The organism is Reichenbachiella carrageenanivorans (genome assembly GCF_025639805.1).
GTDB classification, from domain to species: domain Bacteria; phylum Bacteroidota; class Bacteroidia; order Cytophagales; family Cyclobacteriaceae; genus Reichenbachiella; species Reichenbachiella carrageenanivorans.
In genome coordinates this window covers 2,539,138-2,557,447 of sequence record NZ_CP106735.1, presented here as the reverse complement: position 1 = coordinate 2,557,447, position 18,310 = coordinate 2,539,138, and the positions used below count along the sequence as shown (strand labels likewise).

General features: G+C 42.4%; 15 protein-coding genes. 4 read left to right on the top strand and 11 right to left on the bottom strand.

The window, feature by feature from the left end; translation table 11 throughout:
- The 4 genes from N7E81_RS10095 (at position 1) to N7E81_RS10080 (ending at position 4,046) form a co-directional block, all read left to right on the top strand.
- Positions 1-1,518, top strand: coding sequence for a leucine-rich repeat domain-containing protein (locus N7E81_RS10095; protein ID WP_263049466.1), 1,518 nt, complete (start codon positions 1-3; stop codon positions 1,516-1,518).
- A 222-nt stretch (positions 1,519-1,740) separates the two neighbouring features.
- Positions 1,741-2,025, top strand: coding sequence for a hypothetical protein (locus N7E81_RS10090; RefSeq protein ID WP_263049465.1), 285 nt, complete (start codon positions 1,741-1,743; stop codon positions 2,023-2,025).
- A gap of 280 nt (positions 2,026-2,305) precedes the next feature.
- The gene (locus tag N7E81_RS10085) at positions 2,306-2,827 is read left to right on the top strand and encodes an NADPH-dependent FMN reductase (protein WP_263049464.1); all 522 of its coding nucleotides are present in this window, start codon (positions 2,306-2,308) and stop codon (positions 2,825-2,827) included.
- 148 nt (positions 2,828-2,975) lie between these two features.
- Positions 2,976-4,046, top strand: a complete 1,071-nt coding sequence (locus N7E81_RS10080; RefSeq protein ID WP_263049463.1) for a hypothetical protein — start codon at positions 2,976-2,978, stop codon at positions 4,044-4,046.
- A gap of 365 nt (positions 4,047-4,411) precedes the next feature.
- Here the strand turns inward: N7E81_RS10080 and ftsZ are convergent, their stop codons facing one another.
- The 11 genes from ftsZ to N7E81_RS10025 all read right to left on the bottom strand — a co-directional run bounded on the left by ftsZ (position 4,412) and on the right by N7E81_RS10025 (position 18,309).
- Positions 4,412-5,977, bottom strand: a complete 1,566-nt coding sequence (gene ftsZ, locus N7E81_RS10075; RefSeq protein WP_263049462.1) for a cell division protein FtsZ — start codon at positions 5,975-5,977, stop codon at positions 4,412-4,414.
- 87 nt (positions 5,978-6,064) lie between these two features.
- Positions 6,065-7,375: a cell division protein FtsA gene (ftsA, locus tag N7E81_RS10070; RefSeq protein WP_263049461.1), complete on the bottom strand. Its 1,311-nt coding sequence runs from the start codon at positions 7,373-7,375 to the stop codon at positions 6,065-6,067.
- An 8-nt stretch (positions 7,376-7,383) separates the two neighbouring features.
- The gene (locus tag N7E81_RS10065) at positions 7,384-8,148 is read right to left on the bottom strand and encodes a cell division protein FtsQ/DivIB (protein ID WP_263049460.1); all 765 of its coding nucleotides are present in this window, start codon (positions 8,146-8,148) and stop codon (positions 7,384-7,386) included.
- Complete coding sequence (murC, locus tag N7E81_RS10060) at positions 8,145-9,527, bottom strand: UDP-N-acetylmuramate--L-alanine ligase (RefSeq protein WP_263049459.1); 1,383 nt, start codon at positions 9,525-9,527, stop codon at positions 8,145-8,147. Before murC ends, N7E81_RS10065 begins: the two co-directional genes overlap by 4 nt.
- On the bottom strand, positions 9,524-10,633 hold the full coding sequence (murG, locus tag N7E81_RS10055) for an undecaprenyldiphospho-muramoylpentapeptide beta-N-acetylglucosaminyltransferase (protein ID WP_263049458.1): 1,110 nt from the start codon (positions 10,631-10,633) through the stop codon (positions 9,524-9,526). Before murG ends, murC begins: the two co-directional genes overlap by 4 nt.
- Positions 10,633-11,790, bottom strand: a complete 1,158-nt coding sequence (locus tag N7E81_RS10050) for an FtsW/RodA/SpoVE family cell cycle protein (RefSeq protein ID WP_263049457.1) — start codon at positions 11,788-11,790, stop codon at positions 10,633-10,635. Before N7E81_RS10050 ends, murG begins: the two co-directional genes overlap by 1 nt.
- Positions 11,787-13,163: a UDP-N-acetylmuramoyl-L-alanine--D-glutamate ligase gene (murD, locus tag N7E81_RS10045; RefSeq protein ID WP_263049456.1), complete on the bottom strand. Its 1,377-nt coding sequence runs from the start codon at positions 13,161-13,163 to the stop codon at positions 11,787-11,789. The genes N7E81_RS10050 and murD overlap by 4 nt, the downstream gene beginning before the upstream one ends.
- Positions 13,164-14,378, bottom strand: coding sequence for a phospho-N-acetylmuramoyl-pentapeptide-transferase (mraY, locus tag N7E81_RS10040; RefSeq protein WP_263049455.1), 1,215 nt, complete (start codon positions 14,376-14,378; stop codon positions 13,164-13,166).
- 3 nt (positions 14,379-14,381) lie between these two features.
- Positions 14,382-15,848 carry a UDP-N-acetylmuramoyl-L-alanyl-D-glutamate--2,6-diaminopimelate ligase gene (locus N7E81_RS10035; RefSeq protein WP_263049454.1) on the bottom strand — a complete coding sequence of 489 codons (1,467 nt, stop codon included), beginning with the start codon at positions 15,846-15,848 and terminating at the stop codon, positions 14,382-14,384.
- A complete protein-coding gene (locus N7E81_RS10030; RefSeq protein WP_263049453.1) occupies positions 15,845-17,941 on the bottom strand; it encodes a penicillin-binding protein in 2,097 nt (698 codons plus the stop codon). Before N7E81_RS10030 ends, N7E81_RS10035 begins: the two co-directional genes overlap by 4 nt.
- Complete coding sequence (locus N7E81_RS10025) at positions 17,938-18,309, bottom strand: FtsL-like putative cell division protein (protein WP_263049452.1); 372 nt, start codon at positions 18,307-18,309, stop codon at positions 17,938-17,940. The genes N7E81_RS10030 and N7E81_RS10025 overlap by 4 nt, the downstream gene beginning before the upstream one ends.
- Between the last annotated feature and the right edge of the window lies 1 nt (position 18,310).

Sequence of the window (18,310 nt, the reverse complement as noted above, 5' to 3'; positions counted from 1 at the left end):
ATGAAATACCTATACCTACTCAGTGCATTACTGCTTTTTGCTTGTACTACACCTTATTCCAAAACCCAGCTTAGTGAACAAGAACTCATAGAATATTCCAGAAGAGAATATATATACTCTGCCATCAACGAGCCTGAAACGGTATTTGACCTGTACATCAAAGGATCTCGAGACGGGAGATTTTCAGAGTATATCAAAGAAACGAATAATCTTGTAAAATTACGATTAGTCAGGTGTAATGGACTTAATCAGCATCACCTTGAAGAGGTTCTAAAATCCAACCATCTGAGCTACTTAGGAATAATAGATTGTGACATCGTAGAACTACCTCTAAATCCAAGTAATAAACCAGTCATAAAAAGCATTGGTCTGGAAGACCTGTCTCAGCTTGATTTACCCAATGCGCTGCGTACATGTTCAGAAATTCAAAACCTTGAAACATTAAGATTGTACGAAATTCCTTATTCAAAAATTCCTTCCGAAATCACACAATTCAAAAATCTCAATTCCATTCTTTTAGGTGTTAATGATTCTTTAGACCTCAAGCAACATTTTAATATGTTCAATAAAATGCCTAAGCTCAAAAGTCTTGTCATCAATGAACTCAACACCAATAAATTCCCCAACAACCTCTCCAAACTCGATTTGGAGGAGTTATCCTTTTTGTACTGCCCCAATCTGGACTATACCAACATCCTCGATCAGGCTGCTTCCTTTTCTAACTTAGAAAAGTTAAGAATTTCCTACACTGACCTGACTAGACTACCAGCCAGCATCCGAAGACATCCCCAGCTCAAAGAATTGATCTTCACTGAAAACACGAAACTGGATCTAGCGCTATTGAATGAAGACCTAACGCACCTGTCCAATCTCGAAATATTGGACTTAAGCGCATCGATGAATTATATGGAAGGAGAACGTGATCAACCCAGAATGCTCCCTGATAACATTCGTCACCTCAAAAAACTCAAAACGCTCAAAATTGACAACTTCAGGTACCTAGACATGGATCAAGTCAACAGCATCATCAAAGACCTCCCTAATCTCGAAGAATTATCCATGGAAGGCATTACCGATTTTAAAAACAAATATATCTTCATTCAGTTACCAGAATCTTTTTTTGATGATGGTTTTGAAAACCTTAAAAAATTAAATCTTAATGAAACAGGTGATAGAGTACTCAAAGAAACCAAATCACTACCGAAAAGTATTACTCACTTAGGTATGTCAGCTTACCGTAAAGAATTCCCTAAAATAGCTCTTACCTTACCCCTCTTAGAATCTCTTAATTTAAGAGAGGCACATTTGTCATCCATCCCTGCAGAGATCAGTCAGTTGCAATCGCTGGTGCACCTCGACCTGGGAGAAAACAAATTGGAAGATCTGCCAGACGAAATCGCTGAGTTGAAAAACCTGCGTTTCCTCCATCTGGATCGTAACCCTCTAGTCGATGATGAAGACAAAATTGAGCGCATCAAAAAACTCCTACCTGACACCTATATCTCGTTTTATGAGTGATATCAAGAGCCACAGCACCATGGTGAAAAAGTAGAGAAAAATACCCTTTCCATTACAAATGGAAGTAATCATATACCCACACAAGGGTCATCGCACACACGGATTTTCAACCAAAATCGATCCGCCATTTTACGAATTAATAACTAAGCATATTACTGGGTCATTTAGTTCAGTTTTCCTTAATTTAGACGCTAAATCATTTATCAACCTAAACAATTAGTAATGAAAAAATACATTTTCATTTGTGCCGCATCATTGATGCTACTCGCCTATACGGCGCAAGCTGCTGTATCCATCAGGTATTACAACAAAGACTCAAAAGACTGGAAATTTGATGTGAAAATAGGTGGATCATCCTCTACTGTTACTTTTGATGGAAGCCGTACCTCCTCTATCACGATCCAGGGTGGAAGCGACAAAGCTGAGATCAAAACTGAATGCGGATGGGTGACCCTATCCAACAACAGCAAAATAGAGATCAAAGACGGCTGTATCACTGTCAAATAATCTGAAACAGAAGGCATCTAAGTGTTAGTTCACATAGATGCCTTTTCTTCTTTATCACCACACCAGAGCGAATACAAGGCCATTATCCTCATCGCTACCCAACTTTATAGACTGATCCTTGATTGAACACCTAGACATCTAATCCATGGATAGACCTACTCAGCTCACTAAGGATCGCTGAGTCAACCCTACTAGGTCGCAAAGGACAATCCTCGCTTGGCTACCGTAGCTCATGGGTATTTCTTATCTTGCGGCTCAGTTTATAAATTCACGTATTTTTATGATTACGATCGTCAGCGGCACCAACAGGAAAAACTCTGTATCTAAAAAACTAGCCCACATCTATCAGGGCATACTCCAATCCAAAGGAGTGGCAACCGAACTGATCTATCTGGAAGACTTACCTGACGACTTCACCGAAACGGCGCTCTACGACCAGTCTGGCAAAAATGAAGTGTTTAACATCTTCAGGAAGCAAATGCTCGAAGCAGAAAAAATGGTTTTCATTGTACCTGAGTACAACGGTTCCTTTCCAGGAGTATTGAAGGCATTTATCGACGGGCTGGCATTTCCTCACACCTTTAGAGACAAGAAAGCAGCACTCGTGGGCATATCATCGGGCGTACAGGGTGGCGGATTGGCGCTCAGCCATCTCACAGATATATTCAACTACTGCGGTACGCACGTGCTGGCTCAAAAACCTAAACTGGCTCGAATAGAAGCCAACCTGACGGAGAACAAACTCTCTCAACTCTATCACGATCTACTAGAGGAGCAGGTAGATAAGCTACTGGCGTTCTAAAGCCGTCGAAATCAATAAAATTTAGATTTCGTCAATTTTCTATAGATTTAGAGATTCGATTTCAAACTTGAGTTTGATTTTTAATAGAAAAAAACAGCGATGACTTACCTTTCAAATATTTATCAATCCCTTTAAACCTATTGAATTAATGAAAACTTTACTTTCACTCGCCTGTCTATTGATATCTCTATCTGGACACGCACAATACAAAATTGCATCTACGACCGTATCAGGCAAGAAAACCATCATCAAAACCAAATACGACAATGGCTACCTAGTGCTGAAAAATGGCACGTCCTACGTTGGTGAAATCCAGCTCAAAGTCGAAAACCAAGACACAGTAGAAATCAAACTTGTAGATGACCAAAAGGCTAAATACAAGTTTGACAGAGCGGAAGTAGATTACTTTGGGTTAGGTATAAAGCCTGACAAAAAACCTGCCTATATACCTAACAAAGCTCCTATGGCTCAATCCTCACCAAAAGCCATCGAATCCACTGGAAAATTCCCATTCCAACCTGAAACCATTACAGAAGTAACTCAACTGACTACAGAAGGCGCAGTAAACGCATTCAATGATGGCGTGGTGAAAACGAGCAAAAACGAACTCAAGAACTTACAACCAGGCTATGCGCTCTTCAACGATGGCAGAAAGTATGTCGGTAAGATTGCCCAATTCAAGCGAGATTTCATCTATGTAGATGAGAAGAATAACTACAAGGAATTTGTACTCGAAGGACTCGATCTAAACCACATCATGCAAGAAGTCAATGGACAGAAAAGAGCTTTCACCTCGCTGAGACAAGGTGTGCAAGCCATCTCCGCCTCTGACCCAGGAATGGTTTTCACAGAAATTTTCTTTTTTGATCAAAAGTACAGTTATTACCAAAATCCCAAGTCCACGCATAGAAAGGACGGCCTGACTAATTTAGGCAATGCAGCAGGTACAGCAGCATCACAAAAGCATGTAGGGGGTGCCGTACAAATGGGTGAAGGGGAAGATGAAGGGGCTTTCTTTGAAGAGTATTTTATTCTCAACAACGACACCAAAGAGCAATGGATCGTTTATAAAAAGAATGATGAAGAAATCATGACCAACCTTCTTAAGGGGTGTGATCAATTTGCGTCGTTGAGCAAATCTGAGCTCAAAGCACTCACTTCCATGAAGGACTTGGATACTTTCACCCAGTATCTCAACACCAACAATTGCGAGGAATAGAGCTTTCATATACACGCTTTCAGTATTCAATAAATTATTTTCTATCGTCAGGTATGCACAGGGCAAATATATAGCCCTGTGTTACCTAACAGATATTTTTCACTCATGCGGGAAGTAAGCGCTCGCTCAAAAGCACATACATTCCCGCATAGTGAAAATTTGACAGAAAATAGTCTTTCGGGATAGTATCAAAGGCTGCTCAAAGAACAGGTGGATGTGTGCATTAGCCTTACAAGGCTAACCACCCCTATTTGTCATGTCGAGCGATAGTAAAAATCTTACTACATACTAATGATACCATCGAAACATAAAAATTTCTCTGCTTCGGCAGATCACCGCCTCTCATCGAAATGACAGATAGCGAATCAATCCGGTCTATCGTGTAAAAACTTGTTGCTGCCTAGCTGATTATCATCATTCAGGTTGTACTTAGACACCAAACTCTCCGAAGAAGCTGGTACATTTCTCAGGTTTACCTTTTTACGTTGGTAAGCTGGTACATCGAATTTTTCTTTAAAGCTATTGGTATCTACTTCGTCGTTGTTGATACCATCTAGTCTGCGTCTCCTCTCTTCGGATTGCTCCATCAAAAGAATCTTTTTAGATGGCGGGTGTGCCATGCCTTCTAGTTCTTCGAGTGGTGCATCCACTGGTACATTTTTGATCTGAGATTCTACAAAAAGATTCCTCATTTCTACTTCAAAAGGATCTTCTTCCTCCACCATTTTAGGCTCTGGCTCAGGTGATCGTTCTGGTTTTTCGAATGACAAAGATTTCATCTTCAATTGAAAATCCTCTTCAAAAGTATCTTCTCTTACTTCCTGAGTTTCACTTGAAAATAGATTGATTTGAACATCTCTCTCTAAGTCGTACACTTTCCTTGCAGCTTCTTCCTCCTCCTCTTTGGCTAAAGGCTCTCTTTTCGGAGTTTGAGGTGCTGAAGGTACTTCTCCCATCTCATTTTCAAATCCCGTAGCGATGATGGTCACACGAATACTGTCATTCAACTCAGGATCCACTCCATGACCGAAAATCACCTCAGCATCTTCGCCAGCCAAATCTTGCATGAAATCCGTGATTTCTGTCAGTTCATCCATTTGTAATTCTGCCTGATCTCCAGAAATAATCGATAGCAAGATTTTCTCAGCCCCTTCGATGTTCTGGTTGTTAAGCAGTGGCGAATTGATCGCCTCTTCTGCCGCTCTGATGGCTCTGTTTTCTCCCGAAGTTTCGGCAGACCCCATCACTGCACCTCCAGAGTTTTTCATTACGGTTTTTACATCTTCAAAATCCACATTGACATAACCTGGCACAGTGATAATCTCCGCAATGCCCTTAGCTGCCGTGGTCAATACATTATCTGCTTGCGCAAATGCCTGATTAACTGTGAGCTTACCAAACGCCTCCGTCAACTTGTCATTGAGAATCATAAGCACGGTGTCACAGTTGGCTTTCAATGCATCCACACCTTCCATGGCTTGGCGCATTTTTTTCTTTCCTTCAAATTTGAAAGGAACGGTTACGATACCTACCGTCAGGATTCCCAACTCCTTGGCCACTTGAGCAATGACCGGAGCTGCACCTGTACCAGTACCGCCACCCATACCTGCAGTAACGAACACCATTTTGGTATCTTCACTGAGCATGTTTCTAATTTCTTCTTTATTTTCTAAAGCTGCATTTTTCCCTTGTTCAGGGTTTGCGCCAGCACCCAGTCCTTCAGTGAGGTTTACCCCTATTTGGAGTTTATTCGGAATTGGACTGATATTCAAGGCTTGTGAATCCGTATTGCAGACAATAAATTCTACTCCGGTTATACCTTGGTTAAACATGTGGTTTACAGCATTGCTGCCACCTCCGCCTACACCGATCACTTTGATGATCGATTTATGATGTGTAGGCAAATCAAATTTAAAACTACTTTCTGTCATGATGTGTTTTTTTTAATCTGTTCTGTTTGAAATAGTCGAACTAACGACTACCTACTATTTATTATAAATCCCAAATCAGGTTCCTTATTATCGAGCTGAACCGTCTTCGAAATCGTCTATTAATATGCCTTTGGTTTTCTCCAAAATCTTTTTCAAGATATTATCTGACCCACCAGCAGGCTTCTTTCTCTTGTCGTAATCTCTCACTACAGTGTCTTCCAAGAAATATCTATGATCTCTATCGTCTAGCGCCTTGAATCCACAAAGCACCAAACCTACTGACGTGGCAAACATGGGGCTCTTGATGGTTTCTACTTTACTTTTACCCAGATGCTCATTAGGGAATCCCACACGTGCATCGAGTCCTGTCATGTATTCGAATAGCTGCTTGATGGACACCAATTGTGAACCACCCCCAGTTATTACGATACCCCCTGCTAGTCTATTTTCATAACCACTTGTGATGATTTTGGTATGTACCATTTCGATGATTTCCTCCATCCTGGCTTCGATTACTCTCGCCAAATTCTTTACAGAAATCTCCTTAGGATCTCTATTTTTCAACCCTGGGATAGATACTACCTCATTTTCATTGGCCATCTCTGCCAACGCTTGACCAAATTTGGTCTTCAATATTTCCGCCTGATGATTCAGCACATTACAGCCATCTTTGATATCTGATGTGATGATATTGCCTCCGAATGGTATCACAGAGGTATGACGGATGATGTTTTCATGGAAAATGGCGATGTCTGTAGTACCGCCTCCAATGTCTACCAAGCATACACCTGCTTCTTTTTCTTCGTCGCTGAGCACAGACAGGCTCGACGCTAAAGGCTCAAGGATCAAATTATCGATCTCCAAGCCTGCGCGTCTCACACACTTGTTTATATTTTGAATGGCATTGGTCTGAGCTGTAATCACATGAAAATCTGCTTCTAGACGTACACCCGACATACCCACAGGGTCTTTGATGCCTTCTTCGTAATCTACGATATAGTCTTGAGGCATCACATGAATAATCTCACTCCCTGGAGGGATCACAATTTTATACATGTCGTTGGTGAGTCGATTCACATCTTCGATCGTGATTTCATCGTCAGACGTATGTCTGATAATAGATCCGTGATGCACAGAGCTCTTGATATGCTGTCCAGCGATACCCACGTTGACCACCCGAATGTCGATACCAGACTGCTCTTCAGCTTCTGTCACGGCCTTCTTGATGGCATTGATGGTTTTATCGATATTGGTCACGATGCCACGGATGACTCCGTCAGACACTGCCTTACCCATACCTAGTACTTCGAGTTTTCCAAACTCGTTCTTTCTCCCTACGATGGCACAAATCTTAGTTGTACCGATGTCGAGACCTACAATGATTTCATTTGTTTCCATACCATTTATCATTTACAGACGATTTGATTCTTGAATTTGAGGTTAACCGATGCATAAGTATTCCAGCCTTTGTAGGGCAAGATTTGCTTATAAAAGGTCATTAGTTTTCTAAATTTTTTTTCGATGTTTTCTGGCTTCCCAAAAATCACTTCTTGCTTGGTTACCTGTGGTTCGAGTACCACTTCTTGATTTTTTTCTACTCTGATCGCTGAAATCTGCGCATTCCAAAATTCATCGTGTGTGATGAATTGTATCAATTCAAAGATCTCCTGTCCTTGCTCAGAGTTTTTGATGTTTTCACCATCTATCCAATTGTCGTTGGCCAGATACATGAGTACAACTCTGGCCGTATAGTGTGCAGACTCTGGCAAAATATCGCCATCTACACCTATGTAGTAATCAGATCCATTCGACACCACCACTCGAGCTATCGGACGATTCTGAATAACTTTGATAGACATGTTGCCTTCTAAGCCGATATAGGCCTGTGCGTCGTTTACAAACTGGTGTGCCTCGATGCTATTTTCTAGTTGTTTTAGGTTGAGACTACCAAAATTGCTACTCAATAAATAATCTTTGCCACGCTCGTCAATAAGCGACAGTACATCTTCCTGATTGATGAAATAGTTTTCAAACTGATTGTCAATTAAAATATGTACATCGTTGACATATCGTTCGTTTTGGCGAGAATTAGTAAATCCAATAATAACCGCCAGACCGAACAATACCAGTCCGATTTTGAATGTCTTCCATATGTGTATCAGCCACTTCATCTCTTTTCCAACAAGCGTTTTATGGGTGAAACCAAGGTATCAATATTACCAGCACCTACAGTGATTAGGACCTCTGGCGTGTGATTGTCGAAATAAGTCAAGACATCGTCTTTGACGTAATTTTTGATCTCAGCAATCGTCATTTTTTCTTTGATCATTTCTGAAGTCACCCCTTCGATCGGTAATTCTCTAGCGGGATAGATATCCAACAAAAGCACCTCATCGGCCATAGACAGACTCTCCGCAAACCCATCCACAAAATCTCTGGTGCGTGTGAATAAATGTGGTTGAAAAATAACCGTGATTTTCTTAGTCGGGTAAAGCGCTCTCACAGACTCGATCAGTGCTTTGATTTCTTCTGGGTGATGTGCATAGTCATCAATAAACACCAAATCGTCTGATTGGATGATGTATTCGAACCTACGCTTCACGCCCTTGTAAGTATTCAATCCGTCGACCAAAGCCTGATCATTAGTAATCAAATCACTTACCGAAGCAATGGCAGCAATGGCATTAGATACGTTGTGATAACCTGGCATAGCCAGCGCAAATCCAGCCGTATTGCGCTGCGCACTTTGATAGTCGAAGGCAAATTTGGCATCCGCTATTTTCAATTCACCAATGGTCACTTCACCGCCCTTGAGTCCATAAGTCTTGACGTTGATATTACCATTAGGATTGAGTTCCAACTCTCCAGCCACTTTCTCTTCGACAAAGAGCTGACCGTTGGCTTTAATATTTTTGATGAAGGCATTAAACGAATCCTTCAAAGCGTCTTTGGACCCGTAGATATCGAGATGATCTGCATCTGTAGCCGTAATGATGGCCACGTCTGGATGCAAGGTCAAAAATGAGCGATCAAACTCATCGGCTTCTACGACCATCACTTCATTGTTTTCACCAATCAAGAGATTAGAATCATAATTGGTCATGATACCTCCCACAAAAGCCGAGCAATCGACCCCTGCAGATCTCAGCAAATGAGCCACCATAGAAGACGTAGTGGTCTTGCCATGTGTACCTGCTACCGCTATCGTATATTTCGATTCGGTAAGCATGCCTAGCACCTGTGACCTTTTGTACAATTCGAATCCTTCTTGTACGAAATATTGATACAAGCCGAGATCCTTAGGTACCGCTGGCGTATAAATAATAAGCGCACCTGCCCTTTCCTTTTTCACCTTTTCGGGAATGAGGTTGACGTTGTCTTCAAAATGAATAGCCATACCTTCTTCGACTAGTTTTTCGGTGAGCTCTGTTGAGGTTTTGTCGTATCCCGTTACCACAAACCCGTTGGCGTGAAACCAACGTGCCAGTGCGCTCATACCGATCCCTCCGATCCCTAGAAAATAGACGCTATGTAGGTATTCTAATTTCATTGGATCATTGTAATTATTTCATGGGCAATATCTTTTGCCGCATTGGGTTTGGCCATTTCTTTGATGTTGGCACTTATTATTTTTTGCTGCTGTTCATTGCCGATCAGCTTCAAGGTCTCTGTGATCAAATGCTCTGCTGCGTCTTCGTCGCGAATCATTTCGGCAGCTTCTCTACTTACCAGAGCCATGGCGTTTTTAGTCTGGTGATCTTCGGACACATTAGGCGAAGGCACAAAAAGTACTGGTTTGCCTACCAAACATAATTCTGAAATAGATAAAGCTCCTGCTCTAGAAATGACCACATCGGCAGCACCATAGGCACGATCCATTTCTTTGATGAAAGGTATGATTCTAAGTTTCTCAGAATCAATGTGCGCAGTACGTGTTTTCATCTCTTCGTAGTAGAACTTGCCCGATTGCCATAGTACCTGAATGTCTTCGTTGATCAATCGCTCTACGCCTTCAGCCAGCGTATTGTTGATGGTACGTGCACCTAGGCTTCCGCCAATGATCAAGACTGTTTTTTTATCACTTCTAAAACCAAATTGAGACAAACCTTCGAGACGTACTTTGTCCGAATTCATGATATCAGTCCGTACAGGATTACCCGTTTCTATGATCTTATCTTTTTGGAAAAACCTTTCCATACCTGGATAGGCCACGCATATTTTATTGGCCTTATTGGCCAGCATCTTATTCGTAATGCCTGGGTAAGAATTCTGTTCTTGAATAAGGGTAGGAATACCTTTTTTATTGGCCGCAAATAGCAATGGCCCACTGGCATACCCGCCTACTCCGATCACTACATCGGGTTTGAATTTTTTCAACAACCTGAAAGACTTCCACACACTCGAAATCACCTTGAATGGGAATGACAGATTGCTCATAGTCAGGCTTCGCTGTAAACCGCTGATCCAGAGACCTACGATCTTGTAACCTGCTTCAGGCACCTTTTCCATTTCCATACGACCTTTGGCTCCTACGAAAAGGAATTCGATGTTTTTATCGATTTCTTTCAAGGCATGAGCAATTGCAATCGCTGGATAGATGTGTCCACCTGTGCCGCCTCCGCTGATCATTACACGATATGTCTTTTGCTCTTTCATTATGCGTATTCCACGTCCTTTCTATACTCATTTGCACTCGACGTACCTATTTCCTCGATTTCTCCTCGGCTCACACTGAGAATGATACCAATCGCCACCCCTACAAACAGTTGTGACGTACCCCCCATGCTTACCAACGGTAGAGTCAAACCTGTGATAGGTACCAAGCCCACTGCCACAGCCATATTGACCAAGGCTTGCATAACTAGCGCAAAACTGAGCCCTGCCGAAAGCAAGCCGCCATAGGTACGTTTACTCATCGCCACTACACGTGTGCCCCGGTAGAGCAGCGCCAGATACAGAAACAACACCACTACTCCGCCAACCAATCCATATTCTTCTATGATGATGGCAAAAATGAAATCTGAATATGGGTGAGGTAAGAAATTCTTTTGCTGGCTTTTGCCTGGAGCAAATCGCACGGTACCACCATTAGCTATAGCGATAAACGACTGCTCAGCCTGAAATGGAATATCGTCTTCGGACAAGAAGGACTCGATACGGCTAATGGCGGTACCTGCTCGCTGTCCGATAGCCAAAGCCGCAGCTCCAGCGATAACCCCTACCAACACAAGCATAGCCAAGTATTTCACAGGCACACGCCCAATAAACATCACCACCATACAGGTCACGAAGATCAAAGCCGCACTAGAGAGGTTGGTCATAGCGATGAGGCCACAGATCAAGCCAATCCAGATCAACATCGGAATCAGTGATTCCTTGATGCTGTCAATATTTTCTTGGCGCTTGGCAAGCATAGATGCCAGCGTAACGATAAGTGCAAAATTGGCCAAATCCGAAGGCTGAAATGCTTGATTGATGAATGGTACGGTAATCCACCTTGAGGCGTCATTGATATTCATACCAAACTTCCAAGTGATGAATAGCAAAGGCACAGATATGTACAATGCCAACTTAGACAACTTGGCATAATATCTATAATCCACCTTGTGCGCTACCCACATAGCTACCCAACTCAGTATCACCAAAGCCGTATGTTTGAACAAGTAGTGCTCGGTATTGCCTTCCATTTGGTTGTAGGCCAACGTACCTGTCGCACTATAGACCACTAAAATGCTGAGAGCAGACAGCGCAATCACGATGAACCAAATCACCGGATCTCCTTGTAGGTTTTTATGTGTCCATTCTCTGATCATGCTTTCACCGCTTCTTTTATTTTTTTCAACCGCAATACTTCTGCTCTAAATAAATCTCCTCTGTGTTCATAATTGTTGAACAAATCGAAACTGGCACAGGCAGGCGACAGTAGCACTACCTCTCCAGCTTTAGCCAATTCGGTCGCTTGCTGCACGGCCTCTTCTGCACTCCTCACCTCGATCAGTGTGTCTACATCCTTGGCAAACTCCTCTATGAGGTGTACATTGTCGGCACCCATACAGATGAGGGTATTTACTTTATTTTTCACCAGATTTTTAATCTGAGCGTAATCGTTTCCTTTATTGACGCCACCTGCGATCCAAACTACAGGTCTGATCATAGCATCGAGTGCGTAGTAGACGGCATCTACATTAGTAGCTTTTGAATCATTGATGAAAGCTACATCCTGGATATAGCCGACAAGTTCCAAACGGTGAGGCGCATTTTTAAAAGTAGCCAAGGCCTCGATGATTTTGCCGAAAGGCACCTCTAGCTCGATAGCTGCCAGTATCGCAGCCATTTGGTTGTATTTGTTGTGTTTTCCTAATAATGGCAAGTCCTCTACGGGTACAATTTGAATCGATTTTTCACAATCGAAAATCAAATAACCTTCTAGAAAATAAGCTCCGCTATTGGTTTTAGATTTTGTGGTCAGTTGATTTTTGGCGCAAGCCAAATCACTAGCGATCACCCTTTTGGTGATCATTTCATCGTCAGCATTATAGATGAGTACGCTGCCCTGAGTCATGTTTTTTACCAATCGCCATTTGGCATCGGCATACTGCTCCATATCGTAATTGTAGCGATCTAGGTGGTCAGGTGTAATGTTGAGCAGAATAGCAATATCTGGTCTGAAATCCACCACTCCATCGAGTTGAAAGCTACTAAGCTCTAGTACAATCACATCAGGATTTTCGTCTACCAAGAGATCTGAGAAGCTGTTGCCTACATTGCCTGCACTGGCCACGTTTAGACCTGCGTGCTTGAGCAGATGCGTGGTAAGCAGTGTGGTTGTGGTTTTACCATTCGACCCTGTGATGCCTATAATTTTAGCCTCTGTATATCGGCTAGCAAATTCGATCTCTGAAATCACAGGTTTACCAACTTTGATCAACTCGGTGATGACCAAAGCAGTATCTGGAATCCCTGGACTCTTTATGACTTCATCGTATTTGAGCAATTCATCCAAGGTATGTACCCCTTGCTCAAACCCTGCACCCATAGCCTCTATACGTCTCTGCTTTTGCACAGGGATTGTTTGGGCATCCGAAAGGAAGGCCTTCAATCCATGCTTTCTAGCCAGACGCAAAGCCCCCATGCCGCTTTCGCCGCTACCCAAAATGGCTACGCTATGGTTTTTATGCTCTTTCAATTATCTCAGTTTCAAAGTTGCTAGAGTCAAGATGGCCAACAGAATACCTGTGGTCCAAAACCGGGTCACGATTTTAGTTTCGTGTATACCTTTCTTTTGATAATGATGGTGAAGAGGGGACATCAAAAAGACCCTTCTGCCTTCTCCATATTTCTTTTTGGTGTATTTGAAATAACTCACCTGAATGATTACAGATAGGTTTTCTATTACGAAAATCCCGCACAAAACAGGAATCAAAAGTTCTTTTCTGACCACAAGTGCCAATACTGCGATCACACCTCCAATAGACAGGCTACCGGTATCGCCCATAAATACCTGCGCTGGGTATGAATTGTACCAAAGGAAACCGATGCAAGCTCCTACAAATGCGAAACAAAAGATCACCAACTCACCAGAACCAGGGATGTACATGATGTTCAGGTAATCAGCAAAAACCAAGTTGCCCGAGACATAGGCTAGTATAGCCAAAGTGATACCAATGATAGCTGATGTGCCCGCGGCTAGACCGTCTAGACCATCTGTGATATTGGCACCATTAGATACTGCTGTGACAATAAATATCACCACGATTATATACAGTACATTGGTGTAGTCTTCTAGAAAATTTGGCAACAACCACCTGTAATGAAACTCATTGTTTTTCACAAATGGGATCGTGGTGATCGTACTTTTCACATCTTCGAATTCTTGAGAATCTACCACAGTAGTCTCTATCTCATGGCCAGATTTATTAAAGTCTCTAACCAAAATATCTTCGTTGGTGACCATGGTAATACCTACTATCAATCCTATAATTACCTGACCTATGATTTTGAATTTACCCGAAAGGCCTTCTTTGTTTTTCTTTTTGATTTTAAGGTAATCGTCTAAAAAACCAATCATTCCCATCCATATGGTAGTCACCAAAAGCAGGATCACATAGATATTGTCGAGCTTGGCAACTAGCAAGGTAGGGATCACTACGGCGCTGATAATGATGATGCCGCCCATCGTAGGCGTTCCTTTTTTCTCCAACTGCCCTTGCAATCCCAGATCTCGAATGGTTTCTCCCATTTGCTGCTTTTGGAGCATTTTGATAAAGTGCTTGCCAAAGAAAATGGTTATCAAAAGAGACAATACGATGCCTACTCCTGCACGAAATGAGATGTATTGAAATACACCAGCCCCTGCGAGGTTGAATTGTTGATCGAGATATTCAAATAGGTAGTATAGCATCGCTTAACTTCTAAATAGTTCTAGCATTTCTTTCAAGATCTTGCGATCATCAAATGCTGTTTTTTCTCCTTTTATTTCCTGATAATCTTCGTGCCCTTTGCCTGCCACCAGTATGATGTCGTGATCGTTGGCCATGGAGCATGCTGTTTTGATCGCCTCTCTCCTATCAGAAATGACCAATGTTTTTTTCATAAAAGACATTCCCACTCCTTTCATCATATCGTCGAGTATATCTTTGGACGCTTCGAATCTCGGATTGTCATCAGTAAAAATGACTTTATCGCTCCACTTCACTGCGATAGACGCCATTACGGGTCTTTTGTCTTTGTCTCTATTGCCTCCACAGCCCACTACCGTGATGACCTGTTCATTGCCCGAGCGAAAACCGTCTATGGTCTGCAGTACATTTTCGAGAGCGTCTGGTGTATGTGCATAATCCACCAAAGCAATGATTCCTGATTCGGCTTTCACCACTTCGAATCTACCTGGCGCTGGCTCTAGTCCTGAAAGCATCATCAACACCTCTTCACTGTCTTCGTGAAGTAATTCTGCTACAGCATACGCTGCCAACAGATTGTATGCATTGAATTTTCCTATCAATCTGAACCATACATTTTGTCCATTGATGTCTAACTCTAAGCCTTGATAGCTATTGGTAATCACCTTAGCCTTGTAATCAGTCATAAATTTTAGACCGAAAGAATAATGTGTCGCCTTGGTGTTTTGCAACATGATCTGTCCGCGCTTATCGTCCAGATTGACCAATGCAAATGATGAAGCTGGTAGCTCATCAAAAAGTTTCTTTTTCGAGTTGATATAATTCTCAAACGTGGCGTGGTAGTCGAGGTGATCATGGCTGATATTCATAAACACCGCTCCTACGAAGGTCAGACCTGCGATACGATTCTGATCGATAGCATGAGAGCTCACTTCCATGAAGGCAAACTGACACTTCTCTCCGACCATTTTGGCCAATAATTCATTGAGACTCAATGCATCTGGCGTGGTATGGGTAGATGGCACCACCTCGTCGTTGATCACATTTTCTACTGTAGACAGCATACCTACGGGATAGCCCAACGACCTAAAAAGTTTGTACAACAAAGTCACAGTTGTGGTCTTGCCATTGGTACCCGTGATACCTACGAGCTTTAGTTTATTCGAAGGATTACCATGGTAATTGGAAGCAATAATGCCCAACGCATGACTTGAGTTTTGAGTAGCAACAAAAGTTACACCTGACACAGGTTCGTGAGGCATATCTTCACATACCACTGCTATAGCTCCTTGCTTGATCGCCTGACCGATATATGCATGTCCATCTACTTGTGTGCCTTTTACAGCCACAAACAAATCTCCTGCTTTGACCTTACGGGAATCAAACTGCACACCATTGATCTCCAATCCCATGTCGCCAGCGACTGAGGTGAGATTCACTTTGTACAATATGTCCTTCAATACTATTTTCATCCCAAGGTCAAGTTTATTTGATTGGCATTGTTGGTGTTGGACCCTGGCACTACAGACTGATCTGTCACACGGCCTCTTCCTGTGAAAGTCACTTTCAAGTTTTTGTTTTCCAATAAATACAAGGCATCACGCAAAGTCATACCACGGACATCAGGCACTACCGACTCTTTTGTATCTAGTTTGGTCCAGTCGATCGAGTTGTTATTAATCCGTGCTTTCACCCACTCTGATTCTTCTGTCAGGTGATTCGATATACCGATGATGTTGCAAATCATCGAAAGATCTTCGTGCTCTCCTGCTCTGATCACAGGGAAGACACCTTCTACTACTTGCTGACCTTCAAAAGGATCGTTGAGTTCTACGTCGAGTGCATAGATCTTATCCGCAATGTCTTTGAACACTGGCGCAGACACATCACTACCATAGATTCTGAATTTCTTGGGATTGTCGATCACCACGATACAGCTATATTTTGGATTGTCGGCAGGGAAATAGCCTGCAAATGATGTGTAGTATTTATTGATGTATTTCCCATTCTTCACATGCTTAGCTGTGCCCGTTTTGCCTGCGATTTTGTAGTATGAATCACTAATATTTTGAGCCGTTCCTCTTTCTACCACTCCTTCTAACATTTCCTTGACTTTATTAAGAGTGACCTGAGAGCAGATTTTTTTATTAATTACACGTGTCTCAAACGTTTCGATGTTTTTGTCGGCAGACATGACATGTTTTACCAAAATGGGCTGAATCATTCTACCATTGTTTGCTACAGCATTGTACAGGGTCAGGGTATGAAGTGGCGTCATAGTCAATTCATAGCCATGAGACATCCAAGGAAGCGAAACCCCACTCCAAGTAGAATCCGCAGGGCTTTTGATGTACGGCTTTCCCTCGCCGATCAGCTGAAAACCCAATGGCTTCGTCAACCCCATGCTACTGAGATAATCAATAAACGTTTGTGGCTTATCTCCAAATTCGTCTTCAATAAGTTTAGCAGTACCGATATTAGAAGATTTCTCAAAAACCTGCTGTACTGTGAGCATCCCATATCCTCCTGGCTTATGATCTTTCAATACGAGGTCATAAAACTCCATGGTACCATCGCCGGTTTGCACAGAATCATTAAGTCCCACACTCTTCTCTTCAAATAAAGCGATCATACTGGCTAGTTTGAAGGTAGACCCTGGCTCTCTCGATCCTTGACTACCTACAGCATAGTTGTAGTTTTCGTAATAGCCTCCGCCGTTTCTTTTACTTAGATTCGAAATGGCTTTGATTTCTCCAGTAGCTACTTCCATCACAACTACACAGCCATAATCGGCGTCGTTGTGCGTGAGTGCTTTGAGCAGAGCCGACTCAGCCACATCTTGCAAATCCACATTGATGGTAGTTACGATGTCTAACCCATTTTGTGGTTTGACTTCCGTACCGTCATACACTGGCTTCCAAGTACCTCCAGATATTTTTTGATAAAGTGCTTTGCCATTACGACCCATGAGGTCTTTATTGAAACTATATTCCAATCCTACCACTCCTTTGTCGTCTTCATTGATGGTGCCAATGGTACGATAGCCTAAATAAGAAAAAGGTCGAAACCTTTTGTCCACCTTTTCAAATATTACCCCGCCTTTCATTCTACCCTCCTCGAAGATGGGCCACTGCGACATCTGTTTCTTGGTTTGATAGTTAATCTCTTGTCTATTGAGGGCGAGATAACGTCGCCCAGACTGTCTAGCATCTATGATACGGCGTTTGTAGTCCTTGGCGGAATAGTCCTTGAAGTGCCGAGACAAGCGCTCGGCCAGTTCATTGATACCTGCATTAAATATTCGATCGTTGGGCAAGGCTGGATCTATGGCCAATTTGTAAAAAGGCAATGAAGTCGCAAGCAAGCTGCCATTGTCCGAATAAATATTGCCACGGGTGGCCTTCACATTCCGGTATTGCAAGCCTATGCTCTCCGCTTTCTTCTTCCACTTACCGCCATCCAGATTCTGGATCTCCACTATTTTATAAATGATGGCAAACGAAAAAAGTAGCGCTACCAAATAGGCTACTCGTACTCTAAGCAATATGTTTGACTTAAAGCTCATTCGTTGGTTTGGATAATTTTAAATGGAGGCTCTATACTTTCTTTGAGACCAAGTGTCATGGCTTTTTTAGCCACTTCAGACTGCTTACTGGTATACATATACTCTGCCTTGAGCGTGGTATAATCTGCCCTAAGGTCTTCTACTGCCACTCTCAACTTGGTGGCCTTTCGGATGTTTTTTTCTGCAAAATGAAGATTGCCAATGTAGATGATACATAGCACGGTACTAAATAAAAATGGCATAAGAAACTGCACAGGAAGTCCCTTGTCGAAGAATTTTTCGACATTAATAAGGTTTTCAAGAAGAGAAAAAAAGCTCCTCCGGCTTGTGCCGGTGCCCTGCGAATGCTTATAGGTGTTAGTTGCCATG